The organism is Ureibacillus thermosphaericus, from assembly GCF_012396605.1.
GTDB classification, from domain to species: Bacteria; Bacillota; Bacilli; order Bacillales_A; family Planococcaceae; genus Ureibacillus; species Ureibacillus thermosphaericus.
In genome coordinates, this window is record NZ_JAAXPW010000001.1 from 115,652 (window position 1) to 134,272 (window position 18,621).

Annotated in this window: 23 protein-coding genes; 14 read left to right on the forward strand and 9 right to left on the reverse strand. The window is 36.5% G+C overall.

Going from position 1 to position 18,621, the window contains the following annotated elements:
* Positions 1–22 precede the first annotated feature (22 nt).
* From HF990_RS00580 to HF990_RS00590, 3 genes are all read left to right on the forward strand, one after another.
* Entirely contained in the window at positions 23–778 is a 756-nt protein-coding gene (locus HF990_RS00580) for a prepilin peptidase (protein ID WP_168411738.1), read from the forward strand.
* An 80-nt stretch (positions 779–858) separates the two neighbouring features.
* Positions 859–1,530: a hypothetical protein gene (locus HF990_RS00585; protein ID WP_168411739.1), complete on the forward strand. Its 672-nt coding sequence runs from the start codon at positions 859–861 to the stop codon at positions 1,528–1,530.
* A 378-nt stretch (positions 1,531–1,908) separates the two neighbouring features.
* On the forward strand, positions 1,909–2,613 hold the full coding sequence (locus tag HF990_RS00590) for a gamma-glutamyl-gamma-aminobutyrate hydrolase family protein (RefSeq protein ID WP_168411740.1): 705 nt from the start codon (positions 1,909–1,911) through the stop codon (positions 2,611–2,613).
* Between the two features lie 52 nt (positions 2,614–2,665).
* On the opposite strand, the gene lexA is transcribed toward HF990_RS00590, so the two are convergent.
* Positions 2,666–3,283: a transcriptional repressor LexA gene (lexA, locus tag HF990_RS00595; protein ID WP_016836870.1), complete on the reverse strand. Its 618-nt coding sequence runs from the start codon at positions 3,281–3,283 to the stop codon at positions 2,666–2,668.
* Between the two features lie 167 nt (positions 3,284–3,450).
* Here lexA and yneA point away from each other — a divergent pair, with 167 nt between their 5' ends.
* From yneA to tkt, 4 genes are all read left to right on the forward strand, one after another.
* Positions 3,451–3,792 (forward strand): cell division suppressor protein YneA, encoded by a 342-nt coding sequence (gene yneA / locus HF990_RS00600; RefSeq protein ID WP_016836871.1) that lies wholly within the window; start codon positions 3,451–3,453, stop codon positions 3,790–3,792.
* On the forward strand, positions 3,779–4,435 hold the full coding sequence (locus HF990_RS00605; RefSeq protein WP_016836872.1) for a YneB family resolvase-like protein: 657 nt from the start codon (positions 3,779–3,781) through the stop codon (positions 4,433–4,435). Before yneA ends, HF990_RS00605 begins: the two co-directional genes overlap by 14 nt.
* Positions 4,436–4,501: 66 nt before the next feature.
* Entirely contained in the window at positions 4,502–4,732 is a 231-nt protein-coding gene (locus HF990_RS00610; RefSeq protein ID WP_016836873.1) for a DUF896 domain-containing protein, read from the forward strand.
* A 129-nt stretch (positions 4,733–4,861) separates the two neighbouring features.
* Entirely contained in the window at positions 4,862–6,856 is a 1,995-nt protein-coding gene (gene tkt / locus HF990_RS00615; protein WP_168411741.1) for a transketolase, read from the forward strand.
* A 173-nt stretch (positions 6,857–7,029) separates the two neighbouring features.
* Here tkt and HF990_RS00620 read toward each other — a convergent pair whose 3' ends face one another.
* From HF990_RS00620 to HF990_RS00640, 5 genes are all read right to left on the reverse strand, one after another.
* Positions 7,030–7,668, reverse strand: a complete 639-nt coding sequence (locus HF990_RS00620; protein ID WP_016836875.1) for a response regulator transcription factor — start codon at positions 7,666–7,668, stop codon at positions 7,030–7,032.
* Positions 7,661–8,761 (reverse strand): sensor histidine kinase, encoded by a 1,101-nt coding sequence (locus HF990_RS00625; RefSeq protein ID WP_016836876.1) that lies wholly within the window; start codon positions 8,759–8,761, stop codon positions 7,661–7,663. The genes HF990_RS00620 and HF990_RS00625 overlap by 8 nt, the downstream gene beginning before the upstream one ends.
* Positions 8,758–9,441 (reverse strand): cell wall-active antibiotics response protein LiaF, encoded by a 684-nt coding sequence (gene liaF, locus HF990_RS00630; protein WP_016836877.1) that lies wholly within the window; start codon positions 9,439–9,441, stop codon positions 8,758–8,760. Before liaF ends, HF990_RS00625 begins: the two co-directional genes overlap by 4 nt.
* 102 nt (positions 9,442–9,543) lie before the next feature.
* A complete protein-coding gene (locus HF990_RS00635; protein ID WP_016836878.1) occupies positions 9,544–10,188 on the reverse strand; it encodes a PspA/IM30 family protein in 645 nt (214 codons plus the stop codon).
* A gap of 13 nt (positions 10,189–10,201) precedes the next feature.
* The gene (locus HF990_RS00640) at positions 10,202–10,549 is read right to left on the reverse strand and encodes a lmo0954 family membrane protein (protein WP_016836879.1); all 348 of its coding nucleotides are present in this window, start codon (positions 10,547–10,549) and stop codon (positions 10,202–10,204) included.
* 227 nt (positions 10,550–10,776) lie between these two features.
* Between HF990_RS00640 and sirA the strand changes: the two genes are divergently transcribed.
* Entirely contained in the window at positions 10,777–11,202 is a 426-nt protein-coding gene (sirA, locus tag HF990_RS00645) for a sporulation inhibitor of replication protein SirA (RefSeq protein ID WP_016836880.1), read from the forward strand.
* 108 nt (positions 11,203–11,310) lie between these two features.
* Here the strand turns inward: sirA and HF990_RS00650 are convergent, their stop codons facing one another.
* Positions 11,311–11,805, reverse strand: a complete 495-nt coding sequence (locus tag HF990_RS00650) for a hypothetical protein (RefSeq protein WP_016836881.1) — start codon at positions 11,803–11,805, stop codon at positions 11,311–11,313.
* 76 nt (positions 11,806–11,881) lie between these two features.
* The gene (gene phaQ / locus HF990_RS15005; RefSeq protein WP_016836882.1) at positions 11,882–12,451 is read right to left on the reverse strand and encodes a poly-beta-hydroxybutyrate-responsive repressor; all 570 of its coding nucleotides are present in this window, start codon (positions 12,449–12,451) and stop codon (positions 11,882–11,884) included.
* A gap of 210 nt (positions 12,452–12,661) precedes the next feature.
* On the opposite strand from phaQ, the gene HF990_RS00660 reads away from it, so the two are divergent.
* From HF990_RS00660 to HF990_RS00675, 4 genes are all read left to right on the forward strand, one after another.
* Positions 12,662–13,114: a hypothetical protein gene (locus tag HF990_RS00660; protein ID WP_016836883.1), complete on the forward strand. Its 453-nt coding sequence runs from the start codon at positions 12,662–12,664 to the stop codon at positions 13,112–13,114.
* Positions 13,115–13,153: 39 nt separating this feature from the next.
* Entirely contained in the window at positions 13,154–13,933 is a 780-nt protein-coding gene (fabG, locus tag HF990_RS00665) for a 3-oxoacyl-[acyl-carrier-protein] reductase (RefSeq protein WP_016836884.1), read from the forward strand.
* A gap of 35 nt (positions 13,934–13,968) precedes the next feature.
* A complete protein-coding gene (phaC, locus tag HF990_RS00670) occupies positions 13,969–15,054 on the forward strand; it encodes a class III poly(R)-hydroxyalkanoic acid synthase subunit PhaC (RefSeq protein WP_168411742.1) in 1,086 nt (361 codons plus the stop codon).
* A 304-nt stretch (positions 15,055–15,358) separates the two neighbouring features.
* Positions 15,359–15,586, forward strand: coding sequence for a YneF family protein (locus HF990_RS00675; RefSeq protein ID WP_016836886.1), 228 nt, complete (start codon positions 15,359–15,361; stop codon positions 15,584–15,586).
* 366 nt (positions 15,587–15,952) lie between these two features.
* Here the strand turns inward: HF990_RS00675 and HF990_RS00680 are convergent, their stop codons facing one another.
* Positions 15,953–16,888 (reverse strand): alpha/beta hydrolase, encoded by a 936-nt coding sequence (locus HF990_RS00680; RefSeq protein ID WP_184656199.1) that lies wholly within the window; start codon positions 16,886–16,888, stop codon positions 15,953–15,955.
* Between the two features lie 234 nt (positions 16,889–17,122).
* On the opposite strand from HF990_RS00680, the gene HF990_RS00685 reads away from it, so the two are divergent.
* A complete protein-coding gene (locus tag HF990_RS00685) occupies positions 17,123–18,304 on the forward strand; it encodes an acetyl-CoA C-acetyltransferase (protein WP_016836888.1) in 1,182 nt (393 codons plus the stop codon).
* A 39-nt stretch (positions 18,305–18,343) separates the two neighbouring features.
* Positions 18,344–18,586 (forward strand): YqkE family protein, encoded by a 243-nt coding sequence (locus tag HF990_RS00690; RefSeq protein ID WP_016836889.1) that lies wholly within the window; start codon positions 18,344–18,346, stop codon positions 18,584–18,586.
* Positions 18,587–18,621: the final 35 nt, after the last annotated feature.

Below are 18,621 nucleotides of genomic sequence, written 5' to 3' on the forward strand. Positions count from 1 at the left end.
GATTTTGTGAGGAGCGCTTTACATGGAAATTGTGTATGGAATTTTTTTCTTTCTATTTGGAATTGTGTTTGGGTCATTTTTTAACGTTGTAGGCCTAAGAATTCCTAAGAAAGAGTCAATCATTACTCCACCATCCCATTGTCCGAATTGTCAAAGGCGACTGACTGCGATTGATTTAGTTCCTGTATTTTCATACATATGGTTACGAGGAAAATGCCGGACGTGTGAAGCGAAGATTTCGCCGATTTATGTAGTTTCAGAGCTTGCAACAGGTTTACTGTTTGCATTTAGTTATATTCAGCTCGGATTGTCCATTGAATTGGCCATTGCGCTTTTCTTTATTTCATTATTAGTGATCATTGTCGTATCTGACCTAAAATATATGATTATTCCGGACAAAGTGCTTCTTTTCTTTTTACCATTGCTAATCTTAGGTCGCATTCTTTCGCCGATTGAACCGTGGTGGGATGCTTTTCTTGGTGCGGTGATAGGTTTTGGAATATTGCTTTTGATAGCGGTAATTTCAAAAGGAGGAATGGGTGGCGGCGACATTAAACTATTTTTCTTAATCGGTCTGGTTTTAGGGACTTTGAAAACCTTGCTAACTTTATTTTTAGCATCCGTCATCGGCATGATTGTCGGTATGATTGTGTTATCGGTGCGAAACCAAGGTCCCAAAACTCCTGTTCCATTTGGCCCGTCCATTGCATTGGCAGCGGTCATCGTGTATTTTTACGGCGGTACAATCATCCGGTGGTATTGGCGGTTGTTTCATTAAAATTCATCAAGGAGAGTATCACCTATTTTGGGTGGTGCTTTTTTGTTTGGGTTAAAACAATAGTGTGTGAGGTTAGGTTTTTGAAGCTTGATAAGGTGGCAACTCGTGCGTATAGGGTGTCCGCTCGTGTAGATAAAGTTGAAGCATGTGCGAATAGGGTGTCTGCTTGTGTAGATAAGGTGGCAACTCGTGCGGATAGGGTGTCTGCTTGTGTAGATAAGGTGGCAACTCGTGCGTATAGGGTGTCTGCTTGTGTAGATAAGGAACCAACTTGTGCAGATAGAGTGTCCGCTTGTGTAGATAAAGTTGAAACATGTGCGAATAGGGTGTCTGCTTGTGTAGATAGGGTACCAACATGTGCAGATAGAGTGTCCGCTTGTGTAGATAAGGTGGCAACTCGTGCGTATAGGGTGTCTGCTTGTGTAGATAAGGTGGCAACTCGTGCGTATAGGGTGTCTGCTTGTGTAGATAAGGTGGCAACTCGTGCGAATAGGGTGTCTGCTTGTGTAGATAGGGTACCAACATGTGCGAATAGAGTGTCCGCTTGTGTAGATAAGGTGGCAACTCGTGCGTATAGGGTGTCTGCTTGTGTAGATAGGGTACCAACATGTGCGAATAGAGTGTCCGCTTGTGTAGATAAGGTGGCAACTCGTGCGTATAGGGTGTCTGCTTGTGTAGATAAGGTGGCAACTCGTGCGGATAAAGTACTTGCTTGTGCAGATAGAGTGTCCGCTCGTGTAGATAAAGTTTGAAACATGTGCGAATAGAGTGTCTGCTTGTGTAGATAAGGTGGCAACTCGTGCGGATAAAGTACTTGCTTGTGCAGATAGAGTGTCCGCTCGTGTAGATAAAGTTGAAACATGTGCGAATAGAGTACTTGCTTGTGTAGATAGAACAGCCACTTGTGCGAATAAAGTGCAAATAATACCAACATGTGTGTATAAAAGGGGTGTCCACTTGCGCAGATATGAAGTATCAGGAGCAAATAATTCGTTTCTCTTGTGTAAAGATTCACGATTATGCAAAGAGTCTCCCATAAAATGAATACTCAAAAAAATTCCAAAATATTCCTATACAATTCAAATATAATAAAATATATTACATAATATAATGGCAAGGGGGATGACTATATGAAACCAATTATAGGTATAACAATGGATTGGGAGGGGGGAACTTATCGGGTAAATGAGTCATACGTACAAGCCATTCTCAATGCAGGTGGAATTCCAATTTGCCTTCCGTATATTGCAGAAGAAGATGGAGAGCAATTGATAAATAAAATCGATGGATTATTGCTCACAGGAGGAGGAGATATCAATCCCATCCTTTTTGGTGAAGAACCGCTTCCTAAATTGGGGAGAGTTGTAACAAAGCGTGATGAAAGGGAAATTCAATGGACAAAGATTGCACTTCAACGAAATATCCCGATTCTTGCAATTTGCCGTGGATTGCAAGTGTTAAACGTAGCGCTAGGTGGGACAATTATCCAAGATATTTACTCACAAAATGAAAGAGAAATTCTTCTGCATACCCAAAATTCTCATCGTTCCGAAACATCCCATTTTGTTCATCTTCAAGATAAGTGTAAATTGCAGCAAGTTGTAAGCTCCACAAAAATAGCAGTGAATTCCTTCCATCATCAAGCTGTAAAAGAAATTGCGGAAGACCTGACAATTGTCGGAGTGGCTAGCGACGGCATCGTGGAAGCGGTAGAACATAAAACTTCACCATTTTGCATCGGCGTTCAATGGCATCCAGAAGAGCTGGCTTTTAATGGTGAGGAAGGAGCAATAAAATTATTCAAAGCATTTGTTGCTGCTTGTACAAAAGAATAATAATGAAGAAAACTCGCATTCAGATGAATAGTTTGCGAGTTTTTTCTAGTAATTAATGAAATTTTCTATATAAACCAACTACAATTCCTAAAATCGTGACATTATCAACAATGATTGGTTCCATAGAAGAGTTTTCAGGTTGTAAGCGGAAATAATTCTTTTCTTTATAAAATCGTTTCACAGTCGCTTCATTTTCTTCCGTCATGGCAACTACAATTTCTCCGTTGTTTGCAGTAGATGCCTTTTTCACAACGACGTAATCTCCATCTAAAATACCGGCTTCAATCATCGAATCTCCCATTACTTCTAGCATGAACAGCTGATCTTCACTTGTTCCGTATGTAGCAGGTAGCGGAAAATATTCTTCTATATTTTCAATCGCTGTAATTGGACTACCAGCAGTTACTCTACCGACTAATGGCACATGGACAACTGGCTGTTTTTGAACCACTTCGTCACTATCCAATATTTCTATTGCTCGAGGTTTAGTAGGATCTCTCCGAATATATCCTTTTTGTTCTAGGCGCGTAAGGTGACCGTGTACTGTTGAGCTAGAGGCAAGCCCAACTGCTTCACCTATTTCGCGAACGGATGGAGGATACCCTTTTGCTCGAACTTCCTCTTTTATAAATTCTAAAATATCCTTTTGCCTTTTTGATAATTTCTCCATGTTGGTCACCTCTAATGTGAATAGTTTTACATATTTTACATATAGTATAACAGCACATCTCGAACAATGCAAACACAAGTTCGAAAAACCTATTGACAAAAACGTACGTTCGTATTATATTAAGAACAGATATTCCGAACAAGTATTCGAGAAAAGGGGAACGGAAAATGAGTTGGTTAGAGAAGAATCATTATATTAAAATTCTATCTATTGTAACATTACTCATTATTGCTTATATTTTCATTACAGATGATGGAGATATGACGTTTGAACAAATTACAATTAAAGAAGGCGATACGCTTTGGACATTAGCAGATCGCTATAAAGGATATATGACGACGGAGGAATGGATTCGAACAGTAGCGAAGGAAAACAACATCAACGTTGATTATATCATTGCAGGTGAGACATTAATGATTCCTATTCCGAAAGATGCAATCTATATTGCGATGAATGAAGAAGAAATTCAATCAATAAAGGTAGCTGTAAAAGACAATGAAAGAAAATAAAGCGGTTATATATGCAAGGGTAAGCACTGAAAAAAACGAGCAAGAAACTTCATTAGAACGACAAAAAGAGGAACTCTCAATCTATGCCCAACAATTAGGGTTTCAAGTAGTCAACATTTTCGAAGATCAACATAGCGGTTATGATGTAAACCGAGAAGGATTGCTCGAAATGATGGATTATATTGTGGAACACAATATTGGAAGTGTTTTCGTTCAAGATGAAACGCGTTTAGGCCGTGGACATGCCCGCGTTGCAGTATTGCATTTGCTAAAAAAAAGCGATATAGAAATATATTCTCTTAATGATGCCGGTCCATTAACAATGAATGAAATGGATACGATGCTGTTAGAAATTTTAGCCATTGTTGAAGAATATCAGCGGAAAATACATAATGCCAAAATAAAACGAGGAATGCGTCGAGCAGTGGAAAACGGATATCGCCCTGAACGGAATTTTAAAAATAAACATAAACGTGAAGGGAGAGAACGGATTGATGTTCCGATTGAAGAAATTGTCAATTTGCGGGAAAAAGGATTAACATTCCAAGAAATTGCTTCAATTCTGAGAGGTTTAGGATATGAGGTAAGTAAAGCAACTGTTCATCGCAGATATATGGAATATAAAGAAAGACTCGAAGATTAATCTACTTGCACTTCGAGTCTTTTTTGCATATCCTTTTATGTATTGAAAAGGAAAGGTGTGAATGGAATGTTGTCTAAAGAAAAAATTGCCCGCATCAATGAATTAACGAGAAAAGCGAAGGAGGGCAAATTAACAGAAGAAGAAGCGAAAGAGCGCACAATGTTAAGGAAAGAATATTTAGAGGCTTTCCGTGAGTCATTTAGAAAGACGATTGAAAATGTGCAAGTATATGATATCGAAGGTAACGATGTCACACCGGATAAAATAAAACAGCTTCGCCGCAATAAATTAAATTAACGAGTTATAAGTATATTGCTATCTAAAGTAAAAAATATGACATTCCTAAAAATTAGATTGTTTTCTCTGTAAATGTTGTCTAAACTGAATACGGAACAAATATTTAGCACGAGAAAGGATGTCAATCATATGACGACTACAGCGGATTTACTTGCAATTAACGCAATCCGAACTTTATCAATTGACGCCATTGAAAAAGCGAACTCTGGGCATCCAGGTCTTCCAATGGGTGCAGCTCCAATGGCATACACATTATGGACGAAACAAATGCGCCATAATCCAAAAAACCCAAAATGGTTTAACCGCGACCGCTTTATTCTTTCCGCAGGACACGGTTCCATGTTATTATACAGCCTTCTCCATTTAGGTGGATATGGCTTAGATATGGAAGAAATCAAAAATTTCCGCCAATGGGGTTCAAAAACGCCTGGGCATCCTGAATACGGTCACACAGTAGGGGTTGAAGCAACAACTGGCCCACTTGGACAAGGTATTGCAATGGCTGTTGGTATGGCGATGGCTGAACGTCACTTAGCAGCTACATACAATAAACCTGGTCATGAAATTGTAGATCATTATACTTTTGCTCTTTGCGGTGATGGAGATTTAATGGAAGGTGTTGCTGGCGAAGCTATTTCATTAGCAGGACATTTACAACTTGAAAAATTAATCGTACTTTACGATTCAAATGATATTTCATTAGACGGCGATCTTTCAAAAGCCTTCTCTGAAAACATTCAACAACGTTTTGAAGCTTGTGGATGGAACTATATTCGTGTAGAAGATGGCACAGATGTGGATGCAATTAATGACGCGATTGCACAAGCAAAGCAGTCAAAAGGGAAACCAACATTAATTGAAATAAAAACAGTAATTGGTTATGGTTCGCCAAATAAATCTGGAAAATCCGATGTTCACGGTGCACCACTTGGAGCTGACGAAGTTCAGTTAACGAAGGAATTCTATGGCTGGAAGCACGAGCCGTTTAAAATTCCGGAAGAAGTGTATGAAACATTCAAAGCAGCTGCTGAAGTAAACGGTGTACAGGCTGAGGCAGAATGGAACGAGAAATTTGAAAACTATAAAAAGGAATATCCAGAATTAGCAGAGCAATTTATTAAAGCTATGAATAATGAACTTCCGGAAGATTTTGATGAAGAGATTCCTGCATATGAGCCTGGAAAATCTATTGCGACTCGTTCATCTTCTGGCGATGTAATTAATGCATTAGCGAAAAAAGTGCCTTATTTCTTTGGAGGAAGTGCCGACCTTGCTGGTTCTAACAAAACAACAATTAAAGGTGGAGGCGATTTTTCAGCGCAAACACCTGAAGGTCGCAACGTTTGGTTTGGCGTGCGCGAGTTTGCGATGGGTGCTGCTTTAAACGGTATGGCGCTACATGGTGGTTTAAGAGTATTTGGTGGTACATTCTTCGTCTTCTCTGATTATATTCGACCAGCAGTTCGCTTATCTGCATTGATGGGACTACCAGTTACTTATGTGTTCACGCACGACTCAATCGCTGTAGGGGAAGATGGGCCAACACATGAGCCAATTGAACATTTAGCATCTTTCCGTGCTATGCCAAATGTTTCTGTTATTCGCCCTGCTGATGCAAATGAATCAAAAGAAGCATGGAAACTTGCAATTCAATCAACAAATCAACCAACAATTTTAGTGCTTTCACGCCAAAACTTACCTGTGCTTGAAAATACAGCAGCTCTAGCTAAAGAAGGTGTTGCAAAAGGTGCATATGTCGTATCACCAGCGATAAAAGATACACCAGATGCTATTCTAATTGCTACAGGTTCTGAAGTAGCATTAGCGGTGAAAGCCCAAGAGAAATTACGTGAAGATGGTATCGATGTATCGGTTGTATCTATGCCGTCTTTTGATCGATTTGAACAGCAGTCTGATGAATATAAAGAATCTGTCTTGCCAAAAGCGGTGACAAAACGATTGGCTATTGAAATGGGTTCTTCTTTAGGCTGGCATAAATATGTTGGCACAGAAGGAGATGTACTTGCGATTGATAAGTTTGGTGCAAGTGCCCCAGGTGAAGTGGTAATGGAAAAATACGGATTTACTGTCGACAATGTAGTGGCAAAAGTAAAAGCTTTATAATGCTGAAAGAAGGATATCTTCTATTTAGAAGGTATCCTCTTTTTTATGGAATAGAAGGGTTAAGAAGATTTTAGAGGTGGTTAAATGTTGAGATGGATCTTCTGGGCGAGGATAGTGACCGCAGGAGAAAAGGAGAGGGGGTGTTTTCCTCTTTCTAGACACCCCATATCTTGTTATTTCACCAGCCCATTTTGGAATGCATATACCACTGCTTGGGTTCTGTCTTGAACTTCCAATTTCGATAAGATATTGCTCACGTGCGTTTTTACGGTTTTCAAAGCGATAAATAATTCATCTGCAATTTCTTGATTTGATTTACCTTGGGCTATAAGTAATAATACTTCCATTTCCCGATCAGTTAATTGTTCATGAAGGGGATGGCTATTTGTATTTCGCATCCGGTTAATCATCTTTGAAGTGACTTCAGGTTCCAACACGGATTCGCCGCTAACGGTTTTTCGAATCGCTTCTGCAATTTGTTTGGCATTGGAAGTTTTTAAAATGTAGCTGATAGCGCCAGCTTCTAGTGCAGGGTAAACTTTATCATCATCAAGAAAACTTGTCACCATCATAATTTTTGCTTCCGGCCATGCTTTTAAAATTTCTTTCGTCGCTTCAGCACCGTTCATAACTGGCATCACATTATCCATCAAGATAATATCAATGTCAGGCTTAAGCTGGAGAATTTTTTCCACTGCCTCTTGACCATTACTTGCTTCTCCGACAACGGTCATATCTGTTTGGGCTGATAGGTATGCAGAGACACCGATGCGAACCATCTCATGATCATCGGCAATGAATACTTTAATCATCTGATTCACCTCCCGAATTTTTCTGTTCCATCAAATGCTTTTCCCGTATTTCATCAAGTGAAATCTTTTCTTCCATCTCATCTTGTGCTTTCAATGGTATTTTTACTTCAACAATCGTTCCTTCGCCAGGCACCGAAACTATTTTATATTTTCCTCCAATTTCCACAGCACGCTCCGCGATGTTTCGTAAACCATAAGAAGTCGTATTGGATTCTTTATTCATATCAAATCCACGGCCATTGTCTTGAATTCTTAATATTGCCAGTTGATCTCTTTCAATCAGTAGCAGTTCCACTTCCGTTGCTTTTGCATGGCGCAATGTATTCGATAACGCTTCTTGAGCGATGCGGAATAAATGGTCTTCCTCAGCTTTTGAAAGCTGAATCTCTTCAATTTCATATTCAATTTCAACGTTGACTTTTTGCTTTAATTCGTTAATTAATTCTTTTAACCCTTGAGCAAGGGTATTGTTTTTTAATGCGATTGGTCGGAGATGTAATAACAATGCACGCATTTCTAATTGGGCTTGCTGCACCATTTTTTCAATTTGTATTAGCGTATGTTTTGCATTATCCGGTGGAGTCTCCGTTTCTGTTATGGAAGATAACAACATCGACGCAGCAAACAATTGTTGAGAAACGGAATCATGAAGTTCCCTTGCAAGTCTTTGTCTTTCTGCGATAATACGTTCCTGAATGATTTTGTCACTTGCTTCTGCTTTTTCATTGGATAAACGTTGCAGACTTTTTCGTTGCGTTTCGATTAATTCATTCGTTTCAATTAAAGCTTTTCGGAGTGGATAGGAAACGTTTCGTTTAACAGTTAGCTCAGGCTCAGCCAATTGCTTTACATAATGTAATGTAGTGAATTCTTTTGATTTTTCTACAATCATCCACCATAAGCTTATGAAAAAGCTGATAATGAACGTACCAATTACAATAATTGCAAAAAGCGGCAGCTCGTTATAATAATTTTCCCATATAGGACTCCAAGTTGTTTCATTTGGTACACCATATAATAAATAGAAAAGTCCAAAAAACATACCTAAAATAATCAGTGAAATCGTAAAGGTGCGGAATATCAGTGAAATCATTTCCGAATCACCTCCACATCCCCAAGCCAAGTAGCGACATGAATAACTAGTTTTCGTTTTGCTTCATTCGGGTCACCATCTTCAAAAACAAGCCGTTCATTCCACAATCTTTTCGGTGAATAATGCAATAATTTTGCCTCACCAATTAGAGCAGAATATTGAATGCGGAAAGGAATTTCATAAGGTAAAATAATTTTTATTTTTCCTATCCCTTGGCGAATCGTTATTACAGAAGTACCTGCTGGTAAAATCGTTTCTGTCACATCAATCGTGTAATCGCCTAAAAAGTTTTGGATTTGGATATCTTGCCATTTATAATTTTCCATTGGAATGGATGAGGTGTGTAGAAAATCATTTTTCTGAACTGTCCCTAATTCAAAGTCTTTTGCTAATATGGTTACTTCTTTATGATGTTTTGTTAAATGTTTAAAGAGAATATAAATGATTACGCAGACGATAAAGAATCGCAAACTCCAAATGGTGATAATAGCTAAAAAGATAAAAAAAGCACCTAACCAAAAATACAGCTTTTTCTCTTTTACAAAACTTTTATAAAGAAGAAATGCACCAATAATTAGAAAGAAGGCACCACCGTTATTGAAAATGGTTAGCTCCGCAAAAACAATAAGCAACATCATAATAAAAATGGTTGTTAACTGCTTCGTCGTCAAACTTTTCAACGTGGTTCCTCCTTCATGTTGCACGATAAATGTTTAATAATAATAAAGAAGGGAGATAATTCCCTTCTTAATTTCTCATCTTTTTCATTATAGCATGTTCGATTATTCCTTTGATGAAAGTATCGATGTTTCATCGTTATTTTTGGTTGATTGTTGTTCTAATAGGGCTAAGCGAGTTTCGAGTTGAGTATATTCGTAGTTTTTCTCAATTTTATTTGATAGTTGATCTATATAAGTTGATAGCTCATGGAAGTTCATATCTTCAGAATTTAATACACGATTCATCTTTACATTCGCTCGCACGACATTTTCTTTCCCCATTAATTGCAATTGTCGAACTTTCATATCTTGAATCTTATGCTTCATCATTTCAAATTTTTGTTCTAATTGAATGACTTCCTCATTCGCTTGATTTAAGCTTTCTTGTAATGTCATTTGGCGGCTTTTGTAAGTTTCCACTTCTTGTGTCGCAAAGAGAATTAAATCTTCTTCACCGCTAGCTTTTGCTAACTCCAATTGATTTGTTCTTCTCTCCAGCATTTTGCCAGTTTCTTTTAAATTTTGTTCCAATTCTTCTTTTAATAATCTTTGTCTTTCTAATAGTTTCCCTGTTTGTTCTGTTTGTTTTTCAGCTTCGCGAATATATTGATTTAACATAGCAATTGGATTTTTCGCTTCTTTTTTGTCAAACAGTGCATGTAAATCTGCTTCTAATGTATAGCGGAAACGTTTTAATAAACTCATCATTTAAAATCTCTCCTTATTTTGTAATTTTTGACCATTCATTTTCAAAGTTTGTGAAAGGATCATCCTCTTCTTTGATAGGAAGTGTAATATCTTCATTTTTCCATTTTTTATATAGCGCATATAAGAGGACGATTGCTACAAGACCAACTAAAGCAGGGATATTGGATACAGCCATCAATAATCCAATTAAACCAATGAATATCCAAATCACCTTGCTAAAAACAGAATTACTTTTAACGTAATAGTGCATTCCTAGGAATACAAAAGCTAAGGCAAAAGCTAGCCCTAATAAAGGTCCTAATGTTCCAAGGATAATGAATACTAGAACCACTGCTGCAAGCAATAAGAGTAATTTTTTCATTTTCATTCTCCTTTCTCGTTTGTACCTTAATGTTACAATGCATCACTATTTCTCAAAATGACCTTGAATTGTATTTTCGACTAAGACTCAAGACCGAGATTTGGAATATAAAAATAGAAGAAAGATTTTATCGGAATTTGGCAAAAAAATATCGATAATTGGGACAAGGTTTGACAAAAAATTCAAAATCTTTCAATTATAATGAGGTTAGGAAGGAGGACAGGCAGATGAGAATATATTCAATATTCATCATAAAAAAACAATATCAATCATTCGTTTTTGGAAGGGAAAGAATGCTGTTAGAAATGGTTGCAAAAATAGATGATCAACAGGAGTCCTCTGCAAGAAAACAATTAAGTTATCTATGTGAACCAATTGAAGGGGATGTAGAGGGAAAAATTTATCAGCATCTTCAAAAATGTTTTCCTGAAATGCATTGGATGGATGATTACTTAGGGTTTGAACATAAATTAAAAGGCCGAATTAAAATTAAAGTGTTCGAATATTATATTGAAGCCATTTGTGAAGGATCGCGAATGCTTGATTTAGATTTGTTCCAAAGTTTAAGCCAAATGAATGATTCTTTTCTTGCATTTAATAAAGAGGAACATGAATGTGGTTGGTTAAAGCCGGTGAAATATGCGTCGTATTAGAATGAAATGAAAAACCCTGTTGGCAACATGGGACAACAGGGTTTCAATGGGGAGTTAGGGGATTTTTTTAATTAAAAGGGGATTTAACTATAAGTTTAGTAGGAAAAATTATTCTGCAACTGCCAACAATTTTTTATGAGTTTCTTTTAATTGATTAGCAATTTCTTCAATTTTATTTAATGTTTCAATGCGTTCTTGTTTTTGTTGCTCGATTGCTTGTTGAAGTGTTATTTCGATTTGTTTTTGCGCATTTGTAAATAAATCAAGAAGTGCGTTGTTTGGTTTCCAAGCTAAATTTTGTGCTTTGTCTGTAATTTCTTGAACGCTTTCCAACCATTTCGAAATGTCATCGAATTGACCTTCTTTACCTAATTCTTTGAAGCTATTTTCAAGTCTTTCTTGCCATTCTCTTGAAGCTTTTCTCCCTTCTTCTTCAATGGCATTAATGGCATTTACGGAAGATTCAATAAATTCCTTTTGTACGTTAAATGTTTGTAGAGCTCTTTTTTCAAAGTCTTCTTGGACTTTTTCAATCGTCTTTAAGCTATTTACCCAGCTGTCCCATACTAAATCTACACCTTTTGCAAGTTGCTCTTTTGCCATTACTTGATTTCCTCCTTTAATGTAAGCAGACTTTAAATTTATAATGAATGCATTTTCATGCATTACATCCAAAAATTTAAGATTGTGGTTGCTCTTCTGGTGCATTGGAACTTTGTGCTTTTGTTTTGCGAGTACGAGTGGATTTAGGTTTTGTCGTGGATGCTGTGGATTTTGCTTTCGTTGAAGTGGTTTTCGTAGATGTTTTTTCTTTGGTTGGTACGTCTGTTGTTTGAGGAGTTGCTGCGAATTGTTCTTCTAATCGTTTCGATGTCGTATTTGGTGTGAAAAATGGATTATATAAATTGAAAAATTGATTTAATAAACGTTGATATTCACTTAAAGAATTAGCCCACATATCTAAATATTTTTCGCCAGCTTCTGTAATGGAATAAATGCGTTTTGCTGGTCCTCCAGAACTTGTATCCCAAACAGAAGTTACTAAATTCTCTTTTTCAAGCTGTCTTAATAGGCGATAAAAATTTCCGTGATCCAATGATTCAATTCCAAACTTTGTAATTTTCTCCATCAGTTCATAACCATGAGTGTTAAATTCACGTAAATGTAACAACATGATGGGGATTAAAAAGTTTTTTGGCGCTCCAATACTTGGACTTTTCGGTTTCTTTTTTTCATCTTTCGATACCAATATTTTTACACCGCCCTCTGATATTTACTTATATATGTAATTTACACATAGATGTATTTGTTGTCAACTGTTTTTGTTTGAAATTATTTATTTTATTACAAAAAATTCATAAATTTGTAAATTTTTCATAAGAATGAAATTTCTGCATAAATAATATATTGAAATATGTTATGAAAAAAATAAAAAGATTTGTAGAGGAGATGATCTTCGTTGACCCAATCAACCTTTGATGTTTTTTCTTTATGGAAAGAAATCTATAACAAAACAGAAAGTGCATGGCATGATGCCATTCAAGAAACACTAGAGAAAAAATCTTTTGCTGAAAGTTTAGGACAAATTCAAAGTCAATATGTTCAATTTCAAGAACTTGTCAATAAAATGACGGAAAGCTATTTAAAACAAACAAATATACCATCACGTGATGAAATTGCCAATGTGGCTTCCCTCATTATTGATGTTGATTCAAAAATTGATCAATTGGAAGATGAAATAGATGAGAAAGAAGAGCGCTTAGTAAAAGAAATGGATGCTCTGAAAAAATCCGTTTCTTCATTAGAAAAGAAACTCGATAAGGTCATTGAATTATTAAATAAGTCGATTGAATCAATAGCAGACTCAAATGCTACTGTAGCGGCAACAGCAAACAAAACGGTTTCAAAATAATCTTTATATAAAAATATATTCAGAAAGGGAGACTGTTTTATGACAACTACAGTATTTGAAGTAGAACAAGTGAATTCATTAAAACCATTGGAAGGAAAAGTGGCAATTGTAACTGGTGCATCCCGTGGAATTGGTGCAGAGATTGCTAAGGTGTTAGCCAGAAATGGTGCAACGGTTATTGGCACATATAATAACAGCCCAAAACAAATTGAAGATGTTGCGAAAGTAATTGAAGAAGAAGGCGGCAAATTCCATGCCCTTCAAGCGGATGTATCCGTTTTTGATGATACTGAAAAACTAGCAGCAGAAGTAATAGAGAAGTTTGGAAAAATTGATATTTTAATAAACAATGCAGGAATTACAAAAGATCGAACATTTAAAAATATGTCAAAAGAAGACTGGGATGCCGTAATCAATGTAAACTTAAATGGTGTGTTCAATGCAACGAAATCAGTCATCCAACATATGTTAGAGCAAAATTATGGCCGCATTGTAACGATTAGCTCCATCGTAGGCCAAGCTGGTGCGTTTGGACAAACTAACTATTCAGCGACAAAAGCAGGGATTTTAGGTTTTACGAAATCTTTAGCATTAGAAACTGCTTCCAAAGGTATTACCGTGAATGCAGTGTGCCCTGGATACATCGGAACGGAAATGGTGGCTGCTATGCCGGAAAAAGTACTGAATAATATTGTAGAAAAAGTTCCAATGAAACGATTAGGACTGCCGAGCGAAGTTGCTCAAGCGGTGTTATATCTTGTTCAAGCAGACTATGTAACAGGTCAAGCGATTGCTGTAAACGGTGGTCTATATATGTAAATCGTTTAATTGGAACAATTGTTGGGAGGGATTTTGTGGTTACTGTTGATACAACACCATTAAAAGAATGGTTTGAAAGTTTGCCTAAAAACAAAGATTTCGAAAAATTGCAACGTTTCAATAAAGTATTATTTACCGATCCAGAACCTCAAGTGGGTCAAACGCCAAAAGAAATTATCTGGACAAAAAATAAAGCGAAATTATATCGTTATCAGCCAAATAAAGTAAAAACGAATAAAGTGCCAATTTTAATGATTTATGCACTCATTAATAAACCTTATATATTAGATTTGTACCCTGGGAATAGTTTTATAGAGTATTTAACAGACCGCGGCCATGATGTATATTTACTAGATTGGGGTACGGCTGGTTTCGAGGACCGCCATATGAAATTAGAAGATTATATTGTTGATTATATACCACGGGCTGTAAAAAAAGTGCTAAAACATTCTGGCGCAAAAGAAATCACGATGTTTGGGTATTGCATGGGCGGAACGATGACGGCGATTTTTACTGCTCTTTATCAAAAGAAATTGCCGATTCGCAATGTAGTCTTGTTAACAAGTCCAATTGATTTCGAAGATGCCGGACTTTATACAAATTGGTTAGATAAACGCTACTTCAAATTAGATAATATTGTAGAAACTTTCGGAAATGTACCGTTTGAATTCATTGATTTTGGTAATAAATTATTAAATCCACTTTCAAATACTGTAGGTGTTTACGTCAATGTTGCTTCTAATATTGAAAATGAAGAGAAAATTTTAAACTGGAAGCTAATGCAAAAATGGCTAAATGATGGTGTGCCATTTCCGGGTGAGGCATATCGCCAATGGATACGCAATTTTTACCAAGAAAACAAATTGATTAACGATGAATTAGAAGTTCGTGGTGAAAGAGTATTATTGTCAAACATTACAGCGAACTTATTAAATATTGTTGCCACTCGCGATAATATTGTGTTACCGCAACAAATTGAACCGTTGAATGATAAAGTCTCCAGCAAAAATAAAACATTGCATGTTGTTAATGCAGGACACGTTTCGGTTATTACTGGTAAACGCGCCGTAGCTGAAAACTATCCATTTATTGAACAATGGATTACTGAAAATTCGAAATAACGAATTTTGAATGATCACAGCATCCGAACAATATTTGAAACTCTAGTACAGAGAGTTTCAAATAAGTTCGGATTTTTTTGAGTTGGAAAAGGTATCATTTTAATAAAGTATGAAAATTAAAAATATTTTATTTTGGAAAAATATCTTTATATTATAGAGGAATTTGGTTAAAATACATAAGGTATGTAAAGTGTATGGGTTTAGAAAAATTCGGGAAAAACTAGAATCGCTGTTATGAATAGTGTATAATCCATCGTGGAGAGTAAAGTTTTTCTCGGGAAAAGTTGAGAGGGAGGTAAGTATTTTGGAAACTTGGCTAGCGATATTATTAATTATTGTTGCGTTAGTAGCTGGCGTTGCGTTAGGATTCTTCCTAGCTCGTCAATCAATGATGAAATATTTAAAAGAAAACCCACCAATTAATGAACAAATGATTCGTGTAATGATGGCACAAATGGGCCGTAAACCATCTGAAAAACAAGTTCGTCAAATGATGGCTCAATTAAATAAAATTCAAGAAAAACAAAAATAATCATACAAGGTTGTCCTGTATCGGAATTTTTCTGGAAAGGGATAACCTTTTTTATTGTGGATTGATGAGGTTTATGCATTGGTCATAGTGTATTTGCTATTGAGGAAATATATGCAAATATGACTGTAATTCCACGTGTGAGATTTTGCAGAGTTGATGAGACAAGTGCATTAGCTGATGGATTTTCTACATATGATGAGAAATATTCATAAAAAAGGTAATTAATGCACTAACCCCATTTATAATGGCGCTGGATTTTTAAACAAGCCCTCACTAAATGCTTTATCAATTGAGGGCTTGGTTTTATTTGTCCAAATGATAAACAAAAGAAATATAGAAAAAGAATTTAATGCTATTCAAAGCTCTCTAAAATCTCAATATATATTTCTCTAAGAACTCGCGAACCGTTTCTTCGTATTCTCTTGGGTTTTCATTAAATGATTGGGCATGAGCTCCCATCTCAAATAGTTTTAATGCTTTTGGGCCTTTCTTCAATTCATACATTTCTTCTGTCATTTTACAAGGAATGAATGTATCTGGAATGCTATGAATAAATAGCATAGGTTTCTTAATATTTTTTACTGCTTCTTTCGGTGTGAGATGTTTAAAGCGATAGCCATCTCGGAAACGAATAAAGAAATCTGCTAAATGAATAGGAATATCAGGATTGATGCGGGTTGAATTTTTGACGATGTGACGCAATAATTCTTCAAAATCAGAAAAAGCGCAGTCCGAAATATAAAAATCTACATGATTTCCAACCGTACCTGCATATAAAATCATGGTTGCAGCACCCATCGACTCACCATGAATCCCTAATTTTGCATCTTCTCCAATAACTGAACGAACCGTTTTGACAACAGCATCTAAGTCGAACTTTTCATAATAGCCATAGCTTGTTGTCTTTCCACCGGACTCTCCATGTCTTCGATGATCGTAAACAAAAGAATTAAATCCTAACCTTTCAAACATTCGCGCATATTTAATTGAATTTATTTTATTTTCCGTGACACCGTGACAAATAATCACAGTGTTTTTCGTAGGGCAAGGTTGTAAAAGTATACCTTTAATTGGATAGCCGTTAGGGGAATCGATTGTAAATTCATCTTTTTTCACGTGATTATACCAGTTTTCATCGAATCGATTCGCTTTCAATTCTCGATCTAATATAAAATCGTCATCTTTCTTTTGGATGTACATGAGACGATTTGTTAATGCAAAACCAAAAATTGTAGTCAGTACACTAGCTGTCATTGTAATGAAAGTTGAAAACCAAAGAATTTTACGTTTTTTCTTTTTCATCTAGGACACCTCCTTCGCATTTTTGATAATATGTATAAAGACAATAAATTTTGAAAAGTCGAAAATGAACGCAAATTAACAAAAAAATGTTGATTATGAAACAAAATATAACATATCATTTGGTAGAATAATATTGCACGGTTTTGAATTGTTTTCTACTAATAATACTTTTTAGTTTCTAGGATTCACACAAAATCGTGTATACAATGTAAACTGAAATTGGGGGAGATGTTCATGTTAAATGATGTAGTTATTGTAAGTGCGGTTAGAACAGCAATAGGTTCTTTCCAAGGTTCGTTAAAAGATGTACCTGCCACAACATTAGGCGCGATTGTCATTAAAGAAGCGTTACGTCGTGCAGGAATTCAACCGGATCAAGTGGATGAAGTCATAATGGGAAATGTTCTGCAAGCAGGACTAGGACAAAATCCAGCTCGCCAAGCAGCAATAGAAGCGGGACTTCCAAAAACAGTTCCGGCTATGACAATTAATAAAGTTTGTGGTTCCGGTTTAAAGACGGTACACCTTGCTTCACAAGCCGTTGCAGTAGGTGAAGCAGACATCGTTGTGGCTGGCGGGTTTGAAAATATGAGCCAAGCACCTTATCTATTAAAAAATGCTCGCTCCGGCTTTAAAATGGGCAATCAAAACCTAATTGATAGCATGATTCATGATGGATTATGGTGTGCATTTAACGATTATCATATGGGGGTAACAGCAGAAAATTTAGCTTCTCAATATCATATTACGCGACAAGAACAAGATGAGTTCGCGGCACGTTCCCAAGCTCGTGCAGCAAAAGCGATTGAGGAAGGGAAATTCAAAGATGAAATTGTGCCAGTAGAAATTCCTCAACGCAAAGGGGATCCAATTATTTTCGATGCAGATGAATTTGTACGCCCTGGCACAACGGTAGAAAAATTATCCGCATTACGTCCAGCTTTCAAAAAAGATGGAACAGTCACTGCTGGAAACGCTTCCGGAATTAACGATGGTGCTGCAGCAGTTGTGGTCATGTCTAAGAAAAAAGCGGAAGAGTTAGGAATTAAACCGCTCGCTTCGATTGTGGCAAACGCTGCAGTTGGGGTAGATCCTGCGATTATGGGTATTGGTCCAGCTGAAGCTGTTCGAAAAGCTTTAAAGAAAGCTGACTTAACGCTCGATCAAATCGATTTAATTGAAGCAAATGAAGCTTTCGCAGCTCAGTCTATTGCTGTTGATCGCGAACTTCACTTTGATTCTGATAAACTAAATGTAAATGGTGGAGCAATTGCCCTTGGACATCCAATCGGTGCAAGTGGAACACGTATTTTAGTGACGCTTCTTCATGAAATGCAAAAACGAGATGTGAAGTACGGGCTTGCCACACTTTGCATTGGTGGTGGACAAGGAGTCGCAACAATTATTCAACGATAAGCTGTTGTTTCCACCGCAAAAAAGTAAGCAGGTGAGAATATGGCTAAAAAGAATAAGAACACTAATCATCAAGCAACAAATGAAGGGATTACTCTTCAAGATCAACTAGATAGCGAGTTAATCGCAAAATTAAAAGAAGCAAAGAAAGAATTAGCCGCTGAGGAAAAAAGAAAAGAGGAAGAACGACAAGCACAGCTCGAATTTGAAAGAAAACAGCGGGAGAAAAATATGAGCTTTGCAGAATTGCTTGAAAAGTATGGAGATAAAGGCTCTAAGTACTAATAAAAAGGTGTCGCAAAATAATGCGACACTTTTTT

Excerpts from the sequence above, each read along its gene's own strand:
- HF990_RS00590 (WP_168411740.1), top strand. The coding sequence starts at position 1,909 with ATGAAACCAATTATAGGTATAACAATGGATTGGGAGGGGGGAACTTAT.
- HF990_RS00580 (WP_168411738.1), top strand. The coding sequence starts at position 23 with ATGGAAATTGTGTATGGAATTTTTTTCTTTCTATTTGGAATTGTGTTT.
- HF990_RS00610 (WP_016836873.1), top strand. The coding sequence starts at position 4,502 with ATGTTGTCTAAAGAAAAAATTGCCCGCATCAATGAATTAACGAGAAAA.
- lexA (WP_016836870.1), bottom strand. The coding sequence starts at position 3,283 with ATGGAGAAATTATCAAAAAGGCAAAAGGATATTTTAGAATTTATAAAA.
- fabG (WP_016836884.1), top strand. The coding sequence starts at position 13,154 with ATGACAACTACAGTATTTGAAGTAGAACAAGTGAATTCATTAAAACCA.
- HF990_RS00650 (WP_016836881.1), bottom strand. The coding sequence starts at position 11,805 with ATGGCAAAAGAGCAACTTGCAAAAGGTGTAGATTTAGTATGGGACAGC.
- HF990_RS00635 (WP_016836878.1), bottom strand. The coding sequence starts at position 10,188 with ATGATGAGTTTATTAAAACGTTTCCGCTATACATTAGAAGCAGATTTA.
- HF990_RS00605 (WP_016836872.1), top strand. The coding sequence starts at position 3,779 with ATGAAAGAAAATAAAGCGGTTATATATGCAAGGGTAAGCACTGAAAAA.
- HF990_RS00685 (WP_016836888.1), top strand. The coding sequence starts at position 17,123 with ATGTTAAATGATGTAGTTATTGTAAGTGCGGTTAGAACAGCAATAGGT.
- tkt (WP_168411741.1), top strand. The coding sequence starts at position 4,862 with ATGACGACTACAGCGGATTTACTTGCAATTAACGCAATCCGAACTTTA.
- yneA (WP_016836871.1), top strand. The coding sequence starts at position 3,451 with ATGAGTTGGTTAGAGAAGAATCATTATATTAAAATTCTATCTATTGTA.
- sirA (WP_016836880.1), top strand. The coding sequence starts at position 10,777 with ATGAGAATATATTCAATATTCATCATAAAAAAACAATATCAATCATTC.
- HF990_RS00680 (WP_184656199.1), bottom strand. The coding sequence starts at position 16,888 with ATGAAAAAGAAAAAACGTAAAATTCTTTGGTTTTCAACTTTCATTACA.
- HF990_RS00625 (WP_016836876.1), bottom strand. The coding sequence starts at position 8,761 with ATGATTTCACTGATATTCCGCACCTTTACGATTTCACTGATTATTTTA.
- HF990_RS00640 (WP_016836879.1), bottom strand. The coding sequence starts at position 10,549 with ATGAAAAAATTACTCTTATTGCTTGCAGCAGTGGTTCTAGTATTCATT.
- HF990_RS00620 (WP_016836875.1), bottom strand. The coding sequence starts at position 7,668 with ATGATTAAAGTATTCATTGCCGATGATCATGAGATGGTTCGCATCGGT.
- HF990_RS00690 (WP_016836889.1), top strand. The coding sequence starts at position 18,344 with ATGGCTAAAAAGAATAAGAACACTAATCATCAAGCAACAAATGAAGGG.